Origin of the sequence: Vibrio sp. Isolate30 (assembly GCF_022397975.1) — a bacterium.
Classification (GTDB): Bacteria; Pseudomonadota; Gammaproteobacteria; order Enterobacterales; family Vibrionaceae; genus Vibrio; species Vibrio fortis.
Map to the genome: position 1 here is coordinate 114705 of NZ_JAKEUS010000011.1, position 21408 is coordinate 136112.

General features: G+C 42.2%; 20 protein-coding genes and 1 pseudogene. 14 read left to right on the top strand and 7 right to left on the bottom strand.

What is annotated here, in order from left to right; all coding sequences use genetic code 11:
- Positions 1 to 16 precede the first annotated feature (16 nt).
- Positions 17 to 1258: a carbohydrate porin gene (locus L1D60_RS20240; protein WP_239842673.1), complete on the bottom strand. Its 1242-nt coding sequence runs from the start codon at positions 1256 to 1258 to the stop codon at positions 17 to 19.
- A 795-nt stretch (positions 1259 to 2053) separates the two neighbouring features.
- On the opposite strand from L1D60_RS20240, the gene L1D60_RS20245 reads away from it, so the two are divergent.
- Entirely contained in the window at positions 2054 to 4177 is a 2124-nt protein-coding gene (locus L1D60_RS20245; protein ID WP_239842674.1) for an alpha-galactosidase, read from the top strand.
- A gap of 370 nt (positions 4178 to 4547) precedes the next feature.
- Positions 4548 to 5921, top strand: a complete 1374-nt coding sequence (gene melB, locus L1D60_RS20250; protein ID WP_239842675.1) for a melibiose:sodium transporter MelB — start codon at positions 4548 to 4550, stop codon at positions 5919 to 5921.
- A gap of 93 nt (positions 5922 to 6014) precedes the next feature.
- Here melB and L1D60_RS20255 read toward each other — a convergent pair whose 3' ends face one another.
- On the bottom strand, positions 6015 to 7355 hold the full coding sequence (locus L1D60_RS20255; RefSeq protein WP_239842676.1) for a sigma-54 dependent transcriptional regulator: 1341 nt from the start codon (positions 7353 to 7355) through the stop codon (positions 6015 to 6017).
- 338 nt (positions 7356 to 7693) lie between these two features.
- On the opposite strand from L1D60_RS20255, the gene L1D60_RS20260 reads away from it, so the two are divergent.
- From L1D60_RS20260 to L1D60_RS20285, 6 genes are all read left to right on the top strand, one after another.
- The gene (locus tag L1D60_RS20260; RefSeq protein WP_239842677.1) at positions 7694 to 8242 is read left to right on the top strand and encodes a BON domain-containing protein; all 549 of its coding nucleotides are present in this window, start codon (positions 7694 to 7696) and stop codon (positions 8240 to 8242) included.
- Between the two features lie 32 nt (positions 8243 to 8274).
- Positions 8275 to 8445: a DUF1328 family protein gene (locus L1D60_RS20265; protein ID WP_239842678.1), complete on the top strand. Its 171-nt coding sequence runs from the start codon at positions 8275 to 8277 to the stop codon at positions 8443 to 8445.
- 8 nt (positions 8446 to 8453) lie between these two features.
- On the top strand, positions 8454 to 8651 hold the full coding sequence (locus L1D60_RS20270; protein ID WP_239842679.1) for a hypothetical protein: 198 nt from the start codon (positions 8454 to 8456) through the stop codon (positions 8649 to 8651).
- A gap of 67 nt (positions 8652 to 8718) precedes the next feature.
- On the top strand, positions 8719 to 9147 hold the full coding sequence (locus tag L1D60_RS20275; protein WP_239842680.1) for a hemerythrin domain-containing protein: 429 nt from the start codon (positions 8719 to 8721) through the stop codon (positions 9145 to 9147).
- 107 nt (positions 9148 to 9254) lie between these two features.
- Positions 9255 to 10868, top strand: coding sequence for a diacylglycerol kinase family protein (locus tag L1D60_RS20280; protein WP_239842681.1), 1614 nt, complete (start codon positions 9255 to 9257; stop codon positions 10866 to 10868).
- A gap of 40 nt (positions 10869 to 10908) precedes the next feature.
- Entirely contained in the window at positions 10909 to 11826 is a 918-nt protein-coding gene (locus L1D60_RS20285) for a mechanosensitive ion channel family protein (RefSeq protein ID WP_239842682.1), read from the top strand.
- An 85-nt stretch (positions 11827 to 11911) separates the two neighbouring features.
- On the opposite strand, the gene L1D60_RS20290 is transcribed toward L1D60_RS20285, so the two are convergent.
- Positions 11912 to 12322: a hypothetical protein gene (locus tag L1D60_RS20290; protein WP_239842683.1), complete on the bottom strand. Its 411-nt coding sequence runs from the start codon at positions 12320 to 12322 to the stop codon at positions 11912 to 11914.
- Between the two features lie 55 nt (positions 12323 to 12377).
- Entirely contained in the window at positions 12378 to 12800 is a 423-nt protein-coding gene (locus L1D60_RS20295; RefSeq protein ID WP_239842684.1) for a DUF2383 domain-containing protein, read from the bottom strand.
- Positions 12801 to 13104: 304 nt separating this feature from the next.
- On the opposite strand from L1D60_RS20295, the gene L1D60_RS20300 reads away from it, so the two are divergent.
- The 4 genes from L1D60_RS20300 to L1D60_RS20315 all read left to right on the top strand — a co-directional run bounded on the left by L1D60_RS20300 (position 13105) and on the right by L1D60_RS20315 (position 15826).
- Positions 13105 to 13353 carry a hypothetical protein gene (locus tag L1D60_RS20300; protein WP_239842685.1) on the top strand — a complete coding sequence of 83 codons (249 nt, stop codon included), beginning with the start codon at positions 13105 to 13107 and terminating at the stop codon, positions 13351 to 13353.
- 27 nt (positions 13354 to 13380) lie between these two features.
- Positions 13381 to 13857 carry a hypothetical protein gene (locus tag L1D60_RS20305; protein ID WP_239842686.1) on the top strand — a complete coding sequence of 159 codons (477 nt, stop codon included), beginning with the start codon at positions 13381 to 13383 and terminating at the stop codon, positions 13855 to 13857.
- Between the two features lie 295 nt (positions 13858 to 14152).
- A complete protein-coding gene (locus L1D60_RS20310; RefSeq protein ID WP_345772879.1) occupies positions 14153 to 15199 on the top strand; it encodes an AI-2E family transporter in 1047 nt (348 codons plus the stop codon).
- Between the two features lie 42 nt (positions 15200 to 15241).
- Positions 15242 to 15826, top strand: coding sequence for a VTT domain-containing protein (locus L1D60_RS20315; protein WP_239842688.1), 585 nt, complete (start codon positions 15242 to 15244; stop codon positions 15824 to 15826).
- A gap of 153 nt (positions 15827 to 15979) precedes the next feature.
- Here L1D60_RS20315 and L1D60_RS20320 read toward each other — a convergent pair whose 3' ends face one another.
- Complete coding sequence (locus L1D60_RS20320; RefSeq protein WP_239842689.1) at positions 15980 to 17344, bottom strand: aspartate kinase; 1365 nt, start codon at positions 17342 to 17344, stop codon at positions 15980 to 15982.
- A gap of 448 nt (positions 17345 to 17792) precedes the next feature.
- Between L1D60_RS20320 and L1D60_RS20325 the strand changes: the two genes are divergently transcribed.
- Entirely contained in the window at positions 17793 to 19091 is a 1299-nt protein-coding gene (locus L1D60_RS20325) for an MFS transporter (protein ID WP_239842690.1), read from the top strand.
- Positions 19092 to 19322: 231 nt separating this feature from the next.
- Here the strand turns inward: L1D60_RS20325 and L1D60_RS20330 are convergent, their stop codons facing one another.
- The gene (locus tag L1D60_RS20330) at positions 19323 to 20042 is read right to left on the bottom strand and encodes a type 1 glutamine amidotransferase (protein ID WP_239842691.1); all 720 of its coding nucleotides are present in this window, start codon (positions 20040 to 20042) and stop codon (positions 19323 to 19325) included.
- A gap of 98 nt (positions 20043 to 20140) precedes the next feature.
- Here L1D60_RS20330 and L1D60_RS20335 point away from each other — a divergent pair, with 98 nt between their 5' ends.
- A complete protein-coding gene (locus tag L1D60_RS20335) occupies positions 20141 to 20911 on the top strand; it encodes an AraC family transcriptional regulator (protein ID WP_239842692.1) in 771 nt (256 codons plus the stop codon).
- A 167-nt stretch (positions 20912 to 21078) separates the two neighbouring features.
- On the opposite strand, the pseudogene L1D60_RS20340 reads toward L1D60_RS20335, so the two are convergent.
- Positions 21079 to 21162 (bottom strand): annotated as a pseudogene (locus L1D60_RS20340) (integrase); the annotation flags it as partial.
- Positions 21163 to 21408 lie beyond the last annotated feature (246 nt).

Consider the following 21408-nt stretch of genomic DNA (forward strand, 5'->3'; position numbering starts at 1 on the left):
TAGTTACCGGGTAGGATTACCACCATGTTTCGACGTTAAAGCCGAAAGTGATCTCATCGATGTTTTGCTTGGCGATGCTTTGTGCTTGGCCGTAGACATCGCCCCCGCGTCCCCACTCATCGGTTTTCTCTGAGTAAGTCGCGAATAAACGAAGTGATGGACGAGCCCAAACACCTTTTCCAGCCTGGAACATTTGTGACACGGTCACTTTGTACATGTCATTGGTACCGGCACCGTTCTGTGCTTCTACTGACTCATAACCCACCTCTAGTGCGGTAGCCATGTAATCCGTCCAGCTGTATTGAGGGCGAGCACCTACGCTGAACCACTTCTCACCTTCGTCGTTGTCGAGATTTTTATCTTGGTAGGCGATGGAGTACATCACTTGGAAGTCTTCACTCACGTTTAGGTCACCAGAGTTGAAAATGCGCCAGCTGTAACCGTCGTGTTCAACACCCGTGCTGTACTTACGGTTTGAGCCGCCTTCTGCACTCATCAAGCCGCCCGCAAGCGCATCCGTACCGTACTGGAAAGCGAATGTGTTTGAGCCGTAATCCCAAGCTTGGCGGTAGAGTGTCGATAACATTGCGCCAGAAGTGGTGATGTCACTCTCGTCATAGCTAGAGTTTTGGGTGAAAACATAGTTCAGACCAAGGGTAAGATCGGCACTGTCACTGAGTGTGATGTCGCTAAGGCGTGCATCAAGGTTGTGCAAGCTGCGACCGTCGACGCTAGAGTTTGGTGCCATCCAAGCGATGTGACCCTTAGCAAACCCGAAGTCCCAATCTTCTACACCGATACCAGTGCTTGAAGTATCCCAGTATTTAATGTCGATCATGTGGACTTCATGACGGCGGTAGAAGCGTTCACCTGCCCATACCTTGGCATCGGCTTGTCCGTCAATCAGGCCGTGTCCTGCAGACCACATCTGGATCAAGCTAACGTCGCCCCAGCTCTCGCCACTGCCTAGGTAAAGCGTGGTATCAAAGTACGCATCCCCTTGTTGCCAAACGTCGGCTTTGAGACCCGCTTCCCACCAGTTCAGCTCGTTACCTAAACGGTAGTTGCCGTAGCCTTGGCTCGCTCGAATTACATCGTTGCGTTCGCCTTTTCCTGAGTTATGTTCGTCGTTATCGGTGTAAATGTTGCCCCACTTGGCGTAACCGAAGTAATTGATGTTTTCCACTGCGGCCATACCAGCAAGCGGTGCAAGGGCGAGGGTTAGCCCTAGCGCTCTTACAAGCGTCTTTTGTTTCATGAAGTGTCTCCATTGTATTTTTATATATGGATTATTTTTTTATTGAGTCCTAACTCGCTGCGCAGTGTAAATAAACTCTGGAAACGTTTTCATGATGAGGTTGGCATTTTTTGTCGGTTACTGGGTTTTTGGATGTTTAATGTGACATTAATCCAGTTTTATCTTGGCTTTTTGATGTTTTTTGAGGTTTATTGTGATGGTTTTGTGAGATCGTTTTCTTGGTGTTTTGTCGGAATTGATTAGAAGTAGTAAACGTTTTGAGGCTTAAGGTTATGAAATTAAGAGACTTTATGGGAGGAAGATAGCCCAATTGAAATCAATTGGGCATGTGAGACAAAGAAGATAAATGTAGTCACGTGACTCAAGGTTGAACGCCTTGAACTGAGTACACCGTCAATCTGGGGTATTAAGTTAGGACCCAATAGAGACACTTCATCGCGTTCTCGAAGGCTTCAGAATACGAGGGCTATTCGATGACTGCAAGAGTGGCACGTGTTAAATGGGTGTTTAGTCGCCTAAATGATGATGTTGTGTTTTTAAGGTGCTGATAAATAGGATTTTTGTATGATGGGGAAATTGTCGTTGGTATTGAAGATATTGGTACCTTTGAAGAAATAAGCAGGTAACCTTTCCTATAAATTGTTACGTAATATAAGAAGCGGCTTTTACTATCTAGCTCGTCTATGACTTGGAATTATTTCAATGGAAACGTTTTCATGATTGGGGGTTGGTCACAGATTCTTTCTAAGATTTCATTATGATGCGACGTAATTTCCAGTTTCAAGGTAAGACAAGATGACGGACAAAACACTGGTTGAACTGACAGGTAAGCAAACGCAGCTAATCGTAGAGCTTGGCGACTATGCCGAGATCCTGCATTGGGGTAAGAAGGTAAGTGGTGATTACAAAGAGTATCGCCGCGCTTTGCATCGGCCCGTGCCTTATGGGCGATTAGATAATGATGTCGCCATGACGCTAAATCCCGAGCTTGGCCGAGGTGTGTTTAGTAGTCCCGGTGTTGAAGGTCATCGTAATGGCCAAGATTGGGCTCCGGTATTTGTTATCCGTCATGTTGAAGAGAATGAAAATGGTGTGGTGGTCGAGAGTGAAGATACTAAAGCGGGTCTTCGTCTTCGAACTGAGCTGATTTTAGATGCCAATGATGTGTTAAAGACTCGTCATACGCTCACTAATACTAAAAACAGTGTTTATCAGGTAAGCCGTCTTGCGAATACTTTACCTTTACCAGCCCGTGCTAATGAATTAATGACTTACTATGGTCGCTGGGTCCATGAATTTCAAACTGTGCGTCAGCCATTACATCAAGGTGGCTATCAACAAGAAAATCGTCGCGGCCGAACATCTCATGAGCACTATCCCGCGTTGGTTGTCGGCACTGCGCACTTCGATGAGATGAAAGGTGATGTATGGGGCTTCCATTTCGCTTGGAGCGGTAATCACAGGCTGCGTGTCGATGTGAAAGCGGATGGTCGTAGATACATGCAAGCAGAGGTTATTTATCTGCCGGGAGAGATCGCGTTGGAAGAGGGTGAAAGCCTGACCACCCCTTGGTTGTACGCAAGCTACAGCAACACAGGTTTGAATGCCATGAGTCACCATTTCCATGCTCATGTTCGCGAGACTATTTTGCCAGCAAGTTTCGCTGACAAGCCGCGTCCTATCCACCTTAATACTTGGGAAGGCATCTACTTCGATCACGATCCAGAATACATCATGTCTATGGCGACGCAATCCGCCGAAATGGGCGTTGAACGTTTTATTATCGATGATGGTTGGTTTAAAGGGCGCGACGGTGACAAAGCAGGGCTAGGGGATTGGTTCCTATGTGAAACTAAATACCCAAATGGCTTACGCCCGATTGTGGAGCACGTAAATAAGTTGGGGATGGAGTTTGGGTTGTGGTTTGAGCCAGAAATGATCAATAAAGATTCTGATCTATTTCGCTCTCACCCTGACTGGTTGTTGGCTGTAGATGGCTACGAGCAACCAACAGGCCGCAACCAATATGTGATTAATCTACAAAACGATGATGCGTTTAACTTCTTGTTTGAGCGATTGGATCATTTCCTCTCGATTTACAATATCGCTTACATCAAGTGGGATATGAACCGTGAAGTCGTTCAGCCAGCACACCTTGGTCAGGCCGCTGCTTACAATCAGACTCAACGATATTATGCGCTCGTTGATAAAGTGCGAGCCAAACACCCGAATGTCGAGATTGAATCTTGTGCGGCGGGTGGTGGTCGTATCGATTATGAAGTGCTTAAACGTACTCATCGATTCTGGGCCTCAGACAATAACGATGCTTTAGAGCGCCAAACGATTCAGCGTGGTATGAGCTACTTTTTCCCACCAGAAGTGATGGGGAGCCATATAGGAGCAAGCCATTGTCACAGTACACGCCGTCGTCACAGTATCGAGTTTCGCGGGCTTACCGCACTGTTCGGTCATATGGGGATTGAGCTTGATCCCGTCAAAGAAGAACAAGCCGAGAAGCAGGGCTTTGAGCACTACATCAAGCTACACAAAATATTGCGTCCATTACTGCACAGCGGAAAAACCTGGCGTGTGCCGACGGATGACAGTGCCCATCAGATACATGCTGTGGTATCTGAAGACCAATCTGAGGCAGTGGTTATGATTGCTCAGTTAGCGATGCCAACTAACTCGCTCAGTGGACATCTGCGGATCCCAGGTCTTGACCCAGATGGGACCTATCAAGTATCGGTGTTGGATAAACCATCAAATTACGATGACATTGTGAACTACCAACCTCCTTGGACTGAATCTGGTTGCGAGTTATCGGGCGAGTGGTGTGCCGAAATAGGTTTAACTATGCCTATACTCGATGCTGAAAGCGCCATGTTAGTTAAATTTCAACGCATTAAAACCTCATAACAAAGATAGAGCACATTTAGCTCATTAATCCTATCCTGATTCCGGGAGAAAACGCCGCACAAGTTTAAAATTTGTGTGGCTTTCTTCGTTTATTTGCAATAACTTATTGATAATTGTTATTATTATCAATTGATCTTATGGTTTTGAAATGTAAGGGAAAAACTTTTGGTTTTTTGCTAGTGAAAGATCATTTGTGCTCAGAGTCTCATTTTTAAAACTTTACTGGAAACGTTTCCATAAGGGCGTATTTGATCACAGTAAGACAGCAAGTCTATGAGTAGCATTACCGTCGAAATATAAATAATAAAACGTCGACGTTATCCATTCTTGTTAGGGGAATGAGTAATAGTACGACATTAAAGGAACGATTATGTCTGATAAAATTACGCTACAAACCAAACTGTCCTACGGTCTTGGTGCGCTCGGTAAAGATTTTGCCTGCGCGCCTATCTATATCTTCTTAATGTTTTACTTCACTGACGTGGCAGGTTTGTCTGCTGCTTTCGTGGGTACCATCTTTTTAGCGGCACGTATCATTGATGCAGTGACCGACCCAATGATGGGTGTGATCGTTGATAACACGCGCTCAAAATTCGGTAAATTCCGCCCTTGGATTGTGATTGGTACAATGCTTAATGCTATTGTGTTGGTCGGCCTTTTCAGCACGCACATGTTTGAAGGCACGACTCTGTACATCTACGCAGCGGCAGCTTATATCCTATGGGGTCTCACTTACACGATTATGGATATTCCATACTGGTCAATGATTCCTGCGCTGTCTAGCGAGCGTCAAGAACGTGAAAAGCTAGTCGTGTGGCCACGCCTTTTTGCCAGCCTTGCATGGTTTATCACGGGTACTTACGGCCTGCACATCGTTGGTGAACTTGGCAACGGTAACCAAGGTGACGGCTTCTTCAATGTAGCAATGTTGATTGCGGTTCTGTTCGTGATGAGCGCATTCTTGATTGCGCGTAACGTTAAAGAAAAAGCGGCACCAGCGAACGCAAAACCAGCAGAGAAATTCAGCTTTAAAGACGTGCTAACCATCATTGGTAAGAACGACCAGCTTAAAGCGCTGATCGGCACGGTGCTGTCGTTCCAAATCGCTAACTTACTTGTTGGTGGCTTCGCAATCTATTACTTCTCTTACGCACTGGGTAACGCGGAACTATTCCCTGTTTACATGGCTGTTGCAGGCGCTGCTGAAGTGGCAGGTGTATTCTTGTTCCCACGTATTGCGGCATTCCTACCTCGTAAACTTTTATGGCCTATCGCTTGTGGTTTCCCAGTTTTGTCTTGTGTACTTCTATTAGTTATGGGCTTTATCGCACCAGCAAACGCAATCATGATCGGTATGGCAGGTGCAGCAATCAAATTCGGTGTCGGTATCGCAAACGCACTGCAAACCGTAATGTTAGCTGACGTTGTAGACTACGGTGAGCATAAGACGGGTCGCCGCAGCGAAAGTGTTATCTTCTCTGTACAAACCATGCTTGTTAAGTTCGCAGGTGCAGCGGGCGGTTTCATTGTCGGTGTTGGTCTATCTGTAGTGGGTTACGTGCCAAACGTAGAGCAATCTGCAAGCACAATCATGGGGCTAGAGTTCATGATGATTGGTCTGCCAGCAATTATGATGACCATCAGTGGCCTTATCTATCAACGCTACTACCACCTGCACGAAGGTTTCAACAAAGATGATGCAGACCAAGCAGAGCAGGGCGAACAAGTTGTCGCGCAAGCGTAAAATCTGTAACCGCTAAAGGTCACTGGCCTTATTGATAAAGAAAACCAGCCTAATGATAAGGCTGGTTTTTGTGTGACGAGGTAAATGAATTAACTAACCTTGATACTTATCCAACTTGTTGTAGAGCGTTTTTACGCTTATTCCTAAATCCTCTGCTGTCTCTTTTTTGTTGCCTTCATTTTCTTCAAGAGTGTTCATAATGGCGGCTTTCTCTATTTCTTCGAGCGCCACACCCGCTGGTACTCTCTCCTCTAGGGTTGACCCTGTTTCTAGCGGAGGCGTATCAAAAATGAGGTGTTCATCTTTAATCGTATCGTCTGCCAAGATGAACGCTCGCTCGATGCAGTGTTTTAATTCGCGAACATTGCCAGGCCATGTATGAGCTGCGATTTTCTCGAGGGCGGAGGCTAAAATAGCTTTTGGGGCCGCTTCATTCGCATTCCGGTGAGCGATGAAATGTTTAGCAAGGCCGACAATATCACTACCTCGTTCTCTGAGGGGGGGAATATTGATAGGGAAGTGAGCTAATCTAAAATAGAGGTCTTCTCGTAAAAATTGCTCTTCAATAGCCACTTGCGGGTCACGGTTGGTAGCAGCGATGATACGAGTGTTGGCGATACAGAGTGTGTTACTGCCGACTGGGCGATACTCGCCAGTTTCAAGTACTCGCAGTAGTTTCACTTGATGTTCAAGGGGCATTTCGGTGACCTCATCGAGAAACAATGTCCCGCCCTCTGCTTGCTTAAACACACCTTGGTGCGTTCGGTTGGCGCCTGTAAATGCTCCTTTTTCATGACCAAAGAGTTCACTGTCGACTAACTCTGGGCTGATGGCGCCGCAGTTAATGGCAATAAAAGGCTGCTCCTTTCTATTACTGGCAAGGTGGATAGTTTGCGCGACGAGCTCTTTACCAGCACCGCTTTCACCAATGATCAATACGTTGGCCTCTGTTTTCGCCACTCGTCTGAGAGTGCGATACAAGTGATGCATTGGCCTAGAGGAGCCTACTAACATACCAAACTGGTCTAAGTCGCTTGTGGATATTCTTTTCCCCTCTTCCTGCTTTTCTAGGAAGTATTGACTAAAGTCCGCTAGAGTATCGGCCAAAGTTTGGATATCAACTGGTTTTCTATAATGAAAAATGGCACCGTTTTTCATCATCATGTCTAAATTCTTATTGGGTGCCCCGGAGCCGATGATGACCAAATCCAATTCTTCCAAGCCTGTCGCACTCGATAGGGCAACAAAGTCATCGTTGGTGAATTGAGATACTTCAACAATGGCGGCATTGGGTTGCAGTCGTTGTAGGCTATCTATCCAGTGTTCGTTGTTATTATTGTTAATCGTATCAAATCGTGACAACTCCTCCAGAGAGCTTATTTGAGACAGTAATTTCTGATCTTTCAATTCTACGAACAGTGTTGGTAATGCCATGATTTAACTCTCTTTAAAAAGTAGTGAGCGGGATGATAGCACGAGGTATAAGAAATGAGAATGTATGACCTTTCTTCCGTGTTCTTTGTAAAGAATACTGAGTGAATATCTAAAATGATAGATAAAAATTGGTCAATATTATTAAGGCGCATCATTAATTCGTACGAGTAAATATTTATATTTTTTACAAACACTCCTTGTAAATTATTCACTCTCCATAAGCAAATATATTAAGATTATTTTTGTTTTTTATATAAATCCTTTAAGTTCAGCAGTTTACATTTTTGGCATATGATTTGCTCCAGTGGTAATGCAAGTACAAAAAAAGGAGATAAATGATGAAAAATACTGCAATTAAAATTCTACTAACAACGGTTATTGCTACTTCCTCTTCTGCAGCGGTTGCAGATAGCATGTGGACAGAAGATACGCTAGATGCTTGGATTGATGGTAAAGCAGAAACGACACTATTACTTAATTCTAATTTGAACTCTTTTGATATTAACACTTATGTTAAAGGCCAAGTTGTTACTTTAACGGGTTCAGTTGAGAACCAGACAGAAAAAGCCCTTGCCGAAGAATTAGTATTGAGTCTTGATGATGTTAAGTCGGTAAAGAATGAACTTACGGTAATCGATAATGAAAAAGATAAAAATAAAGAATCAACACAAGTCTTAACCGATACCAAAATAACCGCCATTGTTAAGACTCGACTATTAATGAATACGGGAGTCAGTGGTACTGATATCTCAGTGGAAACTAAAGAAAACACTGTGGTATTAAAGGGTTCAGTGAGGTCAGATACGGAACATGACCTTGCGCTATCTATTGCTCGTAATACATCCGATGTGGATAAGGTTATTGATAAACTTGAAGTAATTCAATAATTAATTAACCGAAATTTATAAGAGAGATCATTATGCTTCGCTGGGCTTTAATATTTTTTATTCTTGCCATCATATCAGCTTTATTTGGATTTGGTGGTATAGCAGGCGCTGCGGCAACGGTAGCTAAATTGATGTTTTATATATTTGCTATTTCGTTGCTTGTATCGGTGGCAATGACCTTAGTTAACAAAGATAAGAGTTAGGAGTTTTTATGAAAATCAGCACAGTTATTTTCCGTTTCCTATTGGCAACAGGTTTTGCTTTTACGCTTGCCGCATGTAGTGACGATGGCCCCTTAGAGCAAGCTGGTGAAAGGGCAGATGAAGCGGTAGAGGAAGCTCAAAATCAGATAGAGGACAGCTGTGAGAAAGTGAAAGAGAAACTGGGTACGGAAGATCAGGACTGCTAACAAAAGGCATTAGTTCACGAATTAAATCATTAAAACCTCACAAAAAGAATTGAAGCAGGAGCTAGGTATGAAAAATATATTTGATGTGCTTAAAGATAGCCATGAGAAGCAACGGCTATTAATGGATGCGATACTCCAAACATCAGGTGATACTCAGGCTAGACGAGAATTCTACTCAAGTCTTAAAGAAGAATTAACTAAGCATGCGGTCGCGGAAGAGCGCCACTTCTATGCACCTTTAATAGAAAGTGATCAATCCGTTGACATGACGAGGCACGGTATCGCTGAACATCACGGTATCGATAAGGTGCTTGCTCAGCTCGACGACACCGAAATGTCCTCACCAGCTTGGCTTACACAGATGAAAACACTTAAAAACAAAGTGGAGCATCACATAGAAGAAGAAGAGCAGCGCTTCTTTCAAACGGCTGGACGAGTCTTAGATTCAGAACAGAAAGAAATTTTGGCTCGGAAATATGAGCAAGAGATGGCTTGATTCGAAGTGCAACCTAAGTTTGATTGTGAAGCATAGGTTTTGATTTACCAGAATGGGCCCATTTATGGGCCCGCTTTTTTAATACACAGAGAAATTAAGGCCTCACTATGTTTATCGTTAAGTACTATATACTCATTGCTATCGCTTGTTTTTCTATAGCCGCATTTGTTCCCAATGTATTATTCAGCTTACTATTGGTTTGGTCAGGGTTATCGATGTCTATCGTTAGTGCAGCTTATATTTTCGAGATGCCATCCATATTTAGAAAAAATAGTGATGGCAAGATAGCCTGGTGGATCAGGTGGGCGCTTATTCCTTTTTTTCTAGGTATTCGTTCATACAATACTTGGGCTATTAAAAGAGATAAAGTCGACCCCATTCAGCAGGTGGGAGAGGGGCTATATGTTTCTCGACGTTTACTCCCCTCCGATTTGTCATTTCTACAATCTCAAAACATAACGTGTATTGTTGATGTCACCGCAGAGTTTTCGGGGTTAGAGAGTGCGATGACCAGTGAAGAGTTCCACTATCTCAATACGCCGGTACTCGACCATCAGGCCCCTAAGTTACACAAGCTTAAACATGCTCTTAATTGGATAGATACTCAGATAAGCCAATCGAGGTCCGTAGTTGTTCATTGTGCACTTGGTCGTGGTCGCTCTGTGTTTGTGGTTGCAGCATACCTGTTAGCGAAAAACCCATCTCTGAGCGTGGAGCAAGTACTCAAACATATCAATGATGTACGAAGCTCTGCACAGTTGAACAAAAAGCAACTAAAGGTACTGAATGCTATTAGTGATAAGGGGCTGCTCAATCTCGAAGACAAATGCTGCCTGATTGCTAACCCTGTTTCAGGTGGAGGTAAATGGAAAACAAATGAGCAGCAGGTTATTCGAGAGCTCACCCAAAAGTTTAATTTAGACATAGTGACTACCAGTAAAGAAGTATCAGCGGAGTCTCTAGCCAAACAAGCAAAAACGCGGAATGCTTCCCACATCATTGTCTCAGGCGGGGACGGCACCGTCAGCGAGGTGGCAAGACAAATCGTGGGGACAGACACGACACTCGGGATAATCCCGCTGGGTACGGCAAATGCTTTATGCCATGTACTCTATGGTTTTGTGACAAAAGTGTCACCTGTTGAAAAGGCCTGCGAGGCTATTCTATCGGGCAAATCTAAGAAAATGGATTTGGCGTACTGCAACGATCAGCCAATACTGCTTATTCTTGGCATTGGGTTTGAAGAGAGGATGATTGATTACGCTCATCGTGAACAGAAAAATAAAAATGGCCAACTTGCTTACTTGTCGGGTTTATTTTCTGCGATTGTGGCAGGGGAAAGCCAGTGGTTTGAAATCACTAAAGATGGGGAGCTAGCTCGAGAAGCTGAACTACAAAGCTTAGTCGTTGCCAATACGTCACCTTTCAGCACGGTTCTTGCTCGAGGCGGTAAAGAGCCAAGACCTGATGATGGTCAATTGCATATTACCTATTTAGAAACTACTGCTTCGCTTGGGGAAAGAGCTTTAGCGATGTCTGATGTGCTGCTCTCAAGCTTAGGGCTTAAAGAACAAGCCTCCTTCTTTGATTATGAGTCTGCAAAGCAAGTCAAAATCGACTCAAATCGACAGATCAACTATGTCATTGACGGAGAAAAGTTCTCTGCTGAGTCACTTGAGATAAGCATCAAAAGCCACGCCTTATCCGTTTGTATTCCCTAGTCAACAATGACAGAACGAATTAAGAATAAAGGACTACATCATGGAGATGAACCTCTCTTTTGACATTGAGAAGTTTAATCATTTGATTGAACAAAAGCTTGAGCATTGGCTTGTTGAAACCATCAAGTTGATTCCGAATATTATTGTAGCGTTTCTTACGTTGTTTGCTTTTATCTTTATCGCCAACTTAGGCGGTAGATTATTTAGGAATTTGAGCGACCGAGTCGTAGATTCAAAGGAAGCGACTAACTTGTTAGCATCTATTGTTAAGGTGGGCATAACAACCGTTGGTTTTTTTGTTGCACTAGATTTTATTGGCTTGCAAGGTACGGTCACATCACTCCTTGCTGGTGCTGGGATTTTAGGACTCGCTATTGGTTTTGCTTTCCAAGATATGACTGAAAACCTGATTTCAGGGATCACAATGAGTATCCGTAAACCATTCAAAATAGGAGATATTGTTGAATCCAACGGCGTGATGGGGCAAGTCATTCAGATTAATTTGCGCAACACTCTTGTGGAGACATTTTCAGGTCAGCAGGTGATGATTCCCAATAAAATGGTGTTTCGTAACATCCTGACGAATTACAGCCGAAAAGGTGTCAGAAAAATAGAAATTCCTGTAGGTATCTCTTATGCGGACAGTCCTACTTTAGCAACCAAAGTAATAACAGAAGCCATTAATCAGAAACCTTACGTGAGTAACCCTAATGAAACAGCTGTTCATGCTGTTAGTTTTTCCGATAGTAGTATCAACTTGCTAGTATGGTTTTGGATCGACTACCCTGGTGACTATGGTTACATGGAAGCACAAAATGACAGTATAGTAGCGATTAAAGAGTCACTGTCGGATGCTGGGGTTACGATTCCGTTTCCTATTCGCACATTGGATTTTGAGGCGAAAGGAGGAGAAAGCCTATCAAGTATATTGTCGAATGATGTCTCTAATATAAAATGATCACAATGGTAAAAAGCGCCAAGCAAATAGGCTTGACGCTTTTTTATTACTCTAGTTTTCATGTAACGGATAATATTGATATATGCTACAAGTGCTTCGCCATTTCGTCATTTTCCACTTGCAATGCAGCAACCCAATAAGAGAAGAATGACGACAATTTCGGATTGTTAAATGTTCCAATCGCATTTTTCAAATACGTGATTAACTGTCGGTTGCTCTGGTACATCTCGTCGTAATTGCTAATCACAACGGGCTGGTACTTCGGTGTTGAACTATCTATCTCTGGTTTTAAGTTACAAACTTTAAGTTTAATGTCATTGATCATTGAACGTTCGATTTTTAAAAATCGACTTGCAGCTCTAGAGAGAGCTTGATGCGTCCTGTACTCAACAAGATCGCAGCATGATTGGTAATGTCCTTTAAGAGCAAATAATATTTTATCTATCCTTTGGTGGTGCGTCGCGTCTATAGAACCATTGTTATTTTCAATCCACATATTGATACTCCTTCTTGTCCGAACTGTTTTTTCCATACCTGCATAAATTGACTGCTCAATCTATTGACTGTAAGCCACGAATATGATGACGACACATTTCTACCTCTTTCAGAATGGTTGTTATTTTTTGTCTTAATTCTGGTGCTTGGTCTGACAGAATTGCTATGTCATCAATGGTTTTGTCTTCTATGCCCGACAGGTGTTTGAGATAGAGGTGGTCATCGGCTCTGCCTTGGCCTTCCTCTGCTTCAATCCAGCAACGTCGAGCGTTAATGGTATAGCTATCTGGAACGAGTTGATGCTGTTTTGAAGGCCTGGAGAGCGATTTTAGTTTTAGCTCAATACATTTCTTGACCGTATATATATCAAAAAGACTTTCTCTTATATCTTCGTTATCCATATTGGATATCGCTTTTTCATAAATGATATTTCCACTTTCGATCAAACTAATAATGGATGAAATGTTTTTATTACTCATATTGCCTCATTTGGATTTTACGTAATAGAAATGAAGCATGTTGTGTGCCAAATAAAACCACCATTGAAACCATAATTCATGGATAGAGCAGTCTGTTTTTTTGTAAAAGATACAATTGGTAGAAAAACAAGTGAAAATATTACATGAATACTGAAGTTTTAATTCACCTTGAACCCACAAACACCATATATAGCAGGGTGTTTTAAAGTTGGCATGATGTTCGCTTAGCTCATTGTAAGAAGTGATAATTACTGTCTTACGATCGCTTTGTTTTTTCTAATTAACTCAGTTAAGGAGATTATGTATGCCAAATGCAAATAGTAAAAAAACTGATCCTAAGCAACAAGCCGAAGAGGTTTATGAGATGGCAGAAGAGGCTGCTACAGAAGCAATAGAAAGTGTCAAAAATACTGTTCAAGATACGCTAGAAGCAGGTTCTGAAACTGTAAAAAATAAGGCGGAGCAGGCTGAAAATATGATTAAAGAGCGTCCGCTTTTGAGCGTTGGCTGCGCATTTGTTGCAGGCTGGGCAATTTCTAAGTTAATCAAATAAGCTTGAATGAACACGAAGAGGAAAGTTATGCAGTCTAGTAATTCCAAAGACACGCGCAATGAGCCTCAGGATCGCGAAGCGGAGCTTCTAGATCACGCGTTTGTTCAACTAAAGGGGCTTCTACAAGACCTAACTGTTCTACAGTCTCACACTCAACAGTGGTTCCTATCGATTTTTGAGTTGTTTTCTTTGGAGTTACGTAACACGGTTGCCGCGAGTAGAAAACTCATTGTCATTAAATTCCTCTTCGTTACTCTACTGCCGATGTTTTTAATTAGTATCGCCGTCGGTGCTGGGGTTGTTGGGTACTATTTAACTTCGAACCTTCTGGTGGGGTACGGCGCTTTCATTGGAGCGTTTGGCGCTATCCTTGTGCTTTTGGGACTCGGCAGTCGATATTACACCCAATTCGTGGGTTTTAAATACACTAAAGAGCAGCTTGGGAGGTTGTATCATGCGGTCAATGAAAAAACGACAGCGGAAAATTTTAATGAAAAGACTTGAGTGTGATAGTAAATCTCGTCAAATCGGACTCAGCATGAGCCTCCTTTATTTTAAAGGAAAAAGTTATGTACAGGAGTACCCACTTCATACAGTAGGGATCTTAGCGCTCAGTATGATCGCCACAAGCAAATCTAAAAACATAAGAACGCTTTTTTATGGCTATAAACATGCTCGCCAATTAGTTCATTCACTTGAGCAATAATTAATGGGTTTTGGCTTCGTCTCCAATGTCGTTATTTACGGCTGAATTTGGTGTGACTAAGCGGAAACAGAATCTTAATATCTGAGGAATATGATGAACGTGAAAAGAGATAGGATACTACAGCATAGTTTAATGACCATTGCTCTTATCATAATGTTCATTTTCATATTACACATTGCCAAACCCTTTTTGTTACCCGTTTTTTTCGGCTTTTTTATTTCACTTCTATGCGGCCCGTTAGTCAATCGATTGGTGCGTCTTGGCATTCCTCGTATCATCAACGTTATCGCTGTTTTATTCGTGTTCGTTAGTTTCATTGTGTTGAGCTTAAACCTGTTAAGTGAGCCTGCTCAGCAATGGTGGTCTAAGTTACCCATGTTAATTCAGAATGTCTCTAACGAAGTCAGTGAAGCTACTGAAAATAGTGAGTTGGTCAAAGAGACTGATTTCACTCTGAGTAGCACGATGACGAATGACGGACTTACAAGCGATACCTCATTTTCTATTATTAAATCCGTACTAACCACAACCCCAACGATAGTCACACAATTGATGGTCGCGCTTTTTATGGCTTACTTCATGATGAGTTATGGACGACAGATATATTCTCGAAGCTTATCTAGGCTCTCGCGATTTTCTGATAAACGTAAAGTGGTTGAGCTTGTGAAGGTGATTCAAACCGATCTGTCGCGCTACATAAGTTCTATTACGATTATCAACATGTGTTTGGGATTGGTCGTTGGTTGCGTGTTCTACATGATGGGGCTAAATGACCCGTTTTTGTGGGGAGCATTCGCTTGTTTGATGAACTATATCCCTTATCTTGGGCCGATGGTTTCAGTGGCTTGCTTTGCCTTGGTGTCCTTTTTGCAGTTTGAGTCCCTAAGTTACTCATTTACTGTTGCGTCGCTTTTTTTGGCTATCAATCTCATAGAGAGTCAATTAGCGACCCCGACTCTACTTGGCAAAAGGTTCCGTTTAAACCCTTTAATTCTGTTTGTTTGGTTAGTCTTTTGGGGTTGGTCGTGGGGAGCAATGGGGATGTTGATAGGAGGACCGTTGCTGGTGCTTGTCAATGTTGTGCTAAGCAAAGTAAATCGTCCTCAAATTACGATTCGTTATAACGAAAGGCGTAGTTAATTTTTAGGGTTAATCTCGAAATGTTTTGAAGGGTAAATGTGGATGTTTAAAAAATTGAAACGAAAAACCAAAGATCTAATCGAATCTGAGAATATTTTAGGCGGCATTTTCACGGCTTCTCTTCTTGAGTCTACTATTGTTCCTATTCCTCTAGAAGCACTGCTTATTCCACTGTTGCAGAAACGACGTGATCAGCTTTGGCAGATTGCGCTAATGGCAACGTTAGGCTGTATTACGGGCGCGTTATTGGGTTATGCGTTTGGATACTTTACTTTCGAACTGCTGCGAGATTGGCTCGTTGAAAACTGGATATCAGAGCAACGCCTCGACACTGTCATGCAGAAAATGAATACTGAGGGCTTCTGGTTTATCATGACCTTAGGTGTAGCACCAATACCATTTCAAATTGCTATGTTGTCGGCAGGAGCAACTTCCTTTTCGTTATCTTTATTTCTACTCGCAACGGGTCTATCTCGCGCGATTAGGTACTTCGGTATCGCTATAGTCGTGTATATTGCCGGTGATAAAGCTGAACAGTTAATTAAAAAATATAGATTTGTAGCTGTAGGTTTAATAACACTGATGCTGTTGATATTTTGGTACTTGAGAGCTACGAGCGGCGACTAGCTCCCCTGTATCCATTGAAGATACAACAGTTGGTATTGAGGTGGAATTGCAACGAGAGTTGATACTTGTGAATTTGAACGCATCGACGGCGATTGGGCAACGATGCCCCTTGTCTCGCCGTCAAGATGAATAAGGACATGTTGATATTCAAGTTTATGATTGTAAAAAAGCATCATGCAAAGCGCATGAAGACGCTCGATAATGAGCACTCGATACAACAAACTTGACGCTATTTTTGTTTTCAGATTTGTAAGTATGAAGAGGTTTGATTCCATTTCTTTCCAAAGCATGACAACCTTTCAGGAGCGTTTTCTCTGGCTCTATTTTTGAACCAAGAACCGAAAGCAAAGCAACTTGTTGAATCGTAATATCACTATCTGGTACAAGCTTTTTTACTTTAGTTAGAATCGCTCCAAAATGACCAACTTCACAATTAAAGTAGTAATGCGCGACGTTACCCTTCATATACTTATGTAACAAGTTGAATTCAGACTGTAGCTGGAGCTGCTTCTCTAATTGATTTAAATCGGTGCTGTGATTCTTTAGTTCAACTTTTAGCGAACATACGTCTTCTTTACCTGATACTAGTTCAACTTTATGTTCAGTGGAGCAGTGATCGCGGCTAATAAAGGTGCCGGGATGCTCTGGTTCAAAGGTACATCTCATGTGAAGATCGATGTTTTTCTCAGACAGTTCAGCAATAGCTGCCGGATGAACAACATCATTTGATAACGCCGATAATTGATTGACTACTTGATAGTTCGAGTTACTCATTGGAGAAACCTGGCCTTCGCCAATTAATATAGGATCCCCTGAACTTAGATGATGAGACTTATGAATAATAGCTTGCTTAGCATCGGTTATTGCGGCGATTCTACTTAAGGTCAAATCTCCGTAACGGCGATCATGTTGACAGGTATTATTGATTTCATGTGTAGAATATGCGGCTACTACAGGAAGCTCACAACTTAAATCTACATCTGCTAGGTTATTCCGTACTTTAGTATCAAAAGATTGACTAGAATCGTTCGAAGAGTCAGCTAAATCTATGAACTTTGTTTGCACGCCATAACGTTTTGCCTTCAATGCGGTGTTATAAGCGCTATGCACCTCTCCAATAGCGGCCAACTGTTCGCGAATTTTGGTTTGAAGACGCTTGGAGGACAAGTTTTCGCGTATCCAACGTCGGGTATCTGTGGTTCGTTTGATAATAAAATCATCAGCTTTCCTGCGCACCATAGGGTCTGCGAACACGCTTTCATTCACCAATAAAAGTCTTTGAAGAACGCTATCCAGTTTACTTTCCCACAAATTGCTACCATCTAGAGCATAATGATAGACACCAGGCTCAGAGTTTTTTTTACTTTCTAAAAGAGCATCTGTGATCCCCTTATATGCTGGAACTACAAGAATTCTGTTGTATCTGGCTCGAGGCTCTGGTTTGAGAATAATGTTGTCTAGAACTGCATCGAATGCTGCCATTGAAGAACCACTTATTTTTTCAACCGTATGAGACATATACTCCCTTTTTCATGTTAATAATTATTTGAGTACTAAATATAAAATCATAGTACACTAATCCGAATTCCTTTTAAACTTAGTGTTTTGGGTTTGTGTTTTTGTTTTGGTGATAAAAAAAGGTTAGTCCTGTAAGTTTATTTTGAGCTATGTTGGATTAACCAAGTGTCCTTTGGTAATGGTTATCGCAAAGTGAGTATTAGAAAAATTGACGTAGTTGGGTAAATCAGAGTGATGATTAAAACGAATTCCAAGATGTGTAGTAATGAGTTGGTATGTGTGTGAAAACAGGGCATGGGGATATAGGTTTACTTAAAGAACCACCTTTAAGATTTAGCTAGTTAACTTTCATTTGCTCACTGCGTGGAAAATGCTATGCCCAACATATATTTGAAAAATAATGATCGTGTTTTCTTTGTTAAGCGTATCGGTGCAACGGAGGTCATCAATGAAATTGAATAGCACGACATTATATGAACGGCTCGCAAATGAAGAGGATGCTAGGGCATGCACAGGCATCTCCGATTCTGCTTGTAAAGAGGTTCCCGGTAATTTTTTTAGAATATTGGTTTCCCAACTATGTTCTAAGCTGGCCGACTCATTCAGTAGCAGTAAAGTTGTGTTGCCTTGGCTTCTTACCTCCGCAGGAGCACCTGCATTTTTCACTGCGCTATTAGTTCCTATCCGTGAATCTGGATCTTTGATTCCACAGCTGGGACTAGGTGGAATCGTTCGTCAATTCCAGTGCCGTAAACAATTTTATGTTGTTGGGTCTTTGTTACAGGGCGCCGCGGTTGCTTTAATAGCAGTCTCGGCTCTTCATCTCAATGGTGTTCAGTTTGGTTGGACCATCATAGCGTTGTTGATCATTTTTTCGCTTAGTCGAGGACTTTGCTCCATTGCCAGCAAAGACGTACTAGGAAAAACCGTACCAAAAGCTCGACGAGGACGATTGGGAGGGTTGAGCGCTAGTTTATCAGGTATCATTACTTTATTGGTCACTGGCGGCATGCTAGTTTATCAAGATACTTCGATGAACTTTTTGGTTGTAATGTTGGTATTTGCCAGCCTTTGTTGGCTATTTGCCGCCATAAGCTTTGGCTCGATTGTTGAGTATGCGGGGACGACTGAAGGCTCAGAACATGGATTTCAAGTAGCGCTAAAGAATCTAAACTTGTTGCGAATCGATGCTCAATTTCGACGCTTTATGATGGTACGTGCATTGTTGATGAGTTCTGGTCTCGCTGCTCCATTCATTGTGTTACTGGCAACATCTCATGCAGGTCTTGGTGGTGTTCTTCTGTTTGTTATCTTAACTGGGGTGGCAAATTTGGTCAGTGGTATGTTTTGGGGGGTATTAGCAGATCGAAGCAGTCGCTATGTGCTTCTGTTAACGGCTGTGTTGTCTGTTGGTATTTTTGTGATAGCGACTATATTCCAAACGACAATCGAACCGCGCGTATCTTCCATGGTGGTCTTGTTCGTTTACCTTCTGTTGTATTTTTTGCTCGCAATCATCCATCAAGGAGTTCGATTAGGGCGAAAGACTTACCTTATTGACATGGCAGATGGTAACCAAAGAACGGACTATGTTTCAGTGAGTAATACGGTTATTGGGCTTCTACTATTAGTATACGGATCAATAAGCGCAATCGCTGCCCAATGGAACATGACGGCTGTATTGGTACTCTTTTCGATAAGTAGTGCAATTGCCTTGTTTATGGCATTGAAACTGAGGGAAGTTTAATCACTTTATGCAGCTAATGAGAAGTCATGGTGAAGGGCCCCGGTGGGGACTGGAACACCGAGAGTGAGTCTTTTACTCAAATGAAGCTATTCTGCGAATTGATCAACTTCCGTGGTAAGTAACTAAATTTGAAGCTGTAGTAGTAAATGCTCATCGCCCATCAACTTACATTCTCCCTAACTCGAGAGAAAGAGCGTTGAGTCAGCAGATTATCTACTGACTCTAACCAAGTCAACTAACACCTGATTTGTATCTCTTTTCTAACTTATCTAAGAAGATATGTAATTTCTCATTCATCTCATCGTAATCATGGCGTAGCAGGACGTCAGGATATTCGACGAATCTGAACTTTCGTGGTGTGTGCCACTCGTCGCTGTCGATAAGCAGCGCTACGACTTCTTTAGTCAACTCCATATGGCACTGAAAACCAAACACCAAATCGTTATAAGCGACGATTTGTCGAGGACAGCCTTCACTGAACGCAATGATTTTTGCATCGGGAGTCAGTCCCGGCATATCGTTGTGCCAATGCCCGACTTCCAGTACTGTGCCAAAATGGTCAAACAGTGGATGGGTAATACCATCTTTGGTCAGCGTTATGGGGAACTTACCAATTTCACGTTCAGGGCTGTGTTCATAACGAGCACCTAAAGCTTCTCCAATAAGTTGGGATCCTAAACAGATACCAAGTACGACTTTGCTTTCATAAATCGCTTGTGCAATTACTGCCTGCTCACCTTTGGTATCGAAGTGAGGGCATTGTTCGATAGTGGTCACAGGATCTTGGGGGCCACCCATAACAATCAGAAAATCAATGTCTTCAGTACATTTTGGGAGAGGTTCACCTAGATAAACTCGCGAATATGTAATGGTATGACGATGTTTCCTCGCCCAAGTTTCATAAGCTCCAGGAGCTTCAAAATGTTCATGAATAATGAAATGGATACGCATCTTTAACCCTTTACCTAACAATAGATTGGCAATGTTATACCAAATCTAAGTGGCGTATTTTATACTAAAGGTCATCTAATGTAGATAAGTCGCCAATCATGCAAGCTAACGACATAATCAGAGACTATCCTGATAAACAATTCATAACTAGAACAACTAAAATGGCCTCTGGTTATATTGATGATTTCCACTCACATCCATGGCATCAAATAGTGTTTCCACGCCAAGGATTGTTACAATCAGACATTGGTGATAAAAGCGGAATAGTTCCTCATAATGGCATGCTCTATATACCTGCCAATACACTTCATAAATCCGTTGCTATCACAGACACACAATTTTTGGCGATTTACCTCAACCCAAGCAAAAATATTCTGTATGGAGACCAACCTAAATCCTGTCAGGTAAGTTCTTTCGTCAAAGAGTTGATACTCATCCTGTTTGAAAGTAATACACATTCTCAATCTGAGTCCAATATCACGCATTTGTTAATGGTATTGCGAGATCAAATCCAAGTAACAGAAAGTTATGAAATACCTCTGCTTATCCCAACCGATAAGCGTCTTTTCTCTATTTTTGTACAGCTTAAAAAGCAGCCTGATTTGTCGTTTACACTAAAAGAATGGGCAAATAAAGTAGGTGCGTCTGAGCGCACGTTGTCTAGACTGTGCTCGAAAGAGTTTTCTCAATCTTTTGCACAGTGGAGACAGAACATAAGGCTAGTTTTATCTTTGCAGTTGTTAAGCTCGAAAAGGAGCATTCAGGAAGTTGCTATCGAGTCGGGATATGCATCCGATTCCGCTTACGTACAGGCTTTTAAGAAATTGTTTAATCAGACACCAAGAAAGTACCGAACGATGAACCTATAGCACACACGTACATTCGTTGATTTACGAATCGGAGTGGTTATGTATCTGTTGTCTAACGTTTGGTAAGTCATATGCCACCAGCATAAAGTTGTTTAATAAAAATTCTAACGCAGTTTTGGGGCATAGGTTTTTCACGAGAAAAACCTGTATCAGTACGTATAGGCAGTCTAGTGAGCGTCTTCCAGGTCCACTCCAAGGTAGCGCATGGTGTTATCTAGATTCGAGTGCACCAATAAAATCTGTATCGCTCTTGTTAATGAGCTTCTCACACAAGCTGAAGTTGCACGTTAAATGGGGATCACACGTCAAAGTGTTCAGAGAACCTGCAAACAGCTATCGATGACGGTATGTTAGAAACATTAGCTAACCCATCCCACCAAAAGGCTATGCTACTTCAGTTAACGCCAAAAGGTCATAATGCTCTGTGCCAAAAGTAGCCGTTGAATGTAAGTGTTTTGTTTAATTCGAATGCATTTATGAATTGCATTGCTATTTCA

Coding starts and splice junctions, on each gene's coding strand:
- L1D60_RS20270 (WP_239842679.1), top strand. CDS start 8,454: ATGAAAATCAGCACAGTTATTTTCCGTTTCCTATTGGCAACAGGTTTT.
- L1D60_RS20300 (WP_239842685.1), top strand. CDS start 13,105: ATGCCAAATGCAAATAGTAAAAAAACTGATCCTAAGCAACAAGCCGAA.
- L1D60_RS20240 (WP_239842673.1), bottom strand. CDS start 1,258: ATGAAACAAAAGACGCTTGTAAGAGCGCTAGGGCTAACCCTCGCCCTT.
- L1D60_RS20330 (WP_239842691.1), bottom strand. CDS start 20,042: ATGCGTATCCATTTCATTATTCATGAACATTTTGAAGCTCCTGGAGCT.
- L1D60_RS20320 (WP_239842689.1), bottom strand. CDS start 17,344: ATGTCTCATACGGTTGAAAAAATAAGTGGTTCTTCAATGGCAGCATTC.
- L1D60_RS20260 (WP_239842677.1), top strand. CDS start 7,694: ATGAAAAATACTGCAATTAAAATTCTACTAACAACGGTTATTGCTACT.
- L1D60_RS20335 (WP_239842692.1), top strand. CDS start 20,141: ATGCAAGCTAACGACATAATCAGAGACTATCCTGATAAACAATTCATA.
- melB (WP_239842675.1), top strand. CDS start 4,548: ATGTCTGATAAAATTACGCTACAAACCAAACTGTCCTACGGTCTTGGT.
- L1D60_RS20305 (WP_239842686.1), top strand. CDS start 13,381: ATGCAGTCTAGTAATTCCAAAGACACGCGCAATGAGCCTCAGGATCGC.
- L1D60_RS20280 (WP_239842681.1), top strand. CDS start 9,255: ATGTTTATCGTTAAGTACTATATACTCATTGCTATCGCTTGTTTTTCT.
- L1D60_RS20265 (WP_239842678.1), top strand. CDS start 8,275: ATGCTTCGCTGGGCTTTAATATTTTTTATTCTTGCCATCATATCAGCT.
- L1D60_RS20245 (WP_239842674.1), top strand. CDS start 2,054: ATGACGGACAAAACACTGGTTGAACTGACAGGTAAGCAAACGCAGCTA.
- L1D60_RS20285 (WP_239842682.1), top strand. CDS start 10,909: ATGGAGATGAACCTCTCTTTTGACATTGAGAAGTTTAATCATTTGATT.
- L1D60_RS20315 (WP_239842688.1), top strand. CDS start 15,242: ATGTTTAAAAAATTGAAACGAAAAACCAAAGATCTAATCGAATCTGAG.
- L1D60_RS20325 (WP_239842690.1), top strand. CDS start 17,793: ATGAAATTGAATAGCACGACATTATATGAACGGCTCGCAAATGAAGAG.
- L1D60_RS20310 (WP_345772879.1), top strand. CDS start 14,153: ATGAACGTGAAAAGAGATAGGATACTACAGCATAGTTTAATGACCATT.
- L1D60_RS20275 (WP_239842680.1), top strand. CDS start 8,719: ATGAAAAATATATTTGATGTGCTTAAAGATAGCCATGAGAAGCAACGG.
- L1D60_RS20290 (WP_239842683.1), bottom strand. CDS start 12,322: ATGTGGATTGAAAATAACAATGGTTCTATAGACGCGACGCACCACCAA.
- L1D60_RS20255 (WP_239842676.1), bottom strand. CDS start 7,355: ATGGCATTACCAACACTGTTCGTAGAATTGAAAGATCAGAAATTACTG.
- L1D60_RS20295 (WP_239842684.1), bottom strand. CDS start 12,800: ATGAGTAATAAAAACATTTCATCCATTATTAGTTTGATCGAAAGTGGA.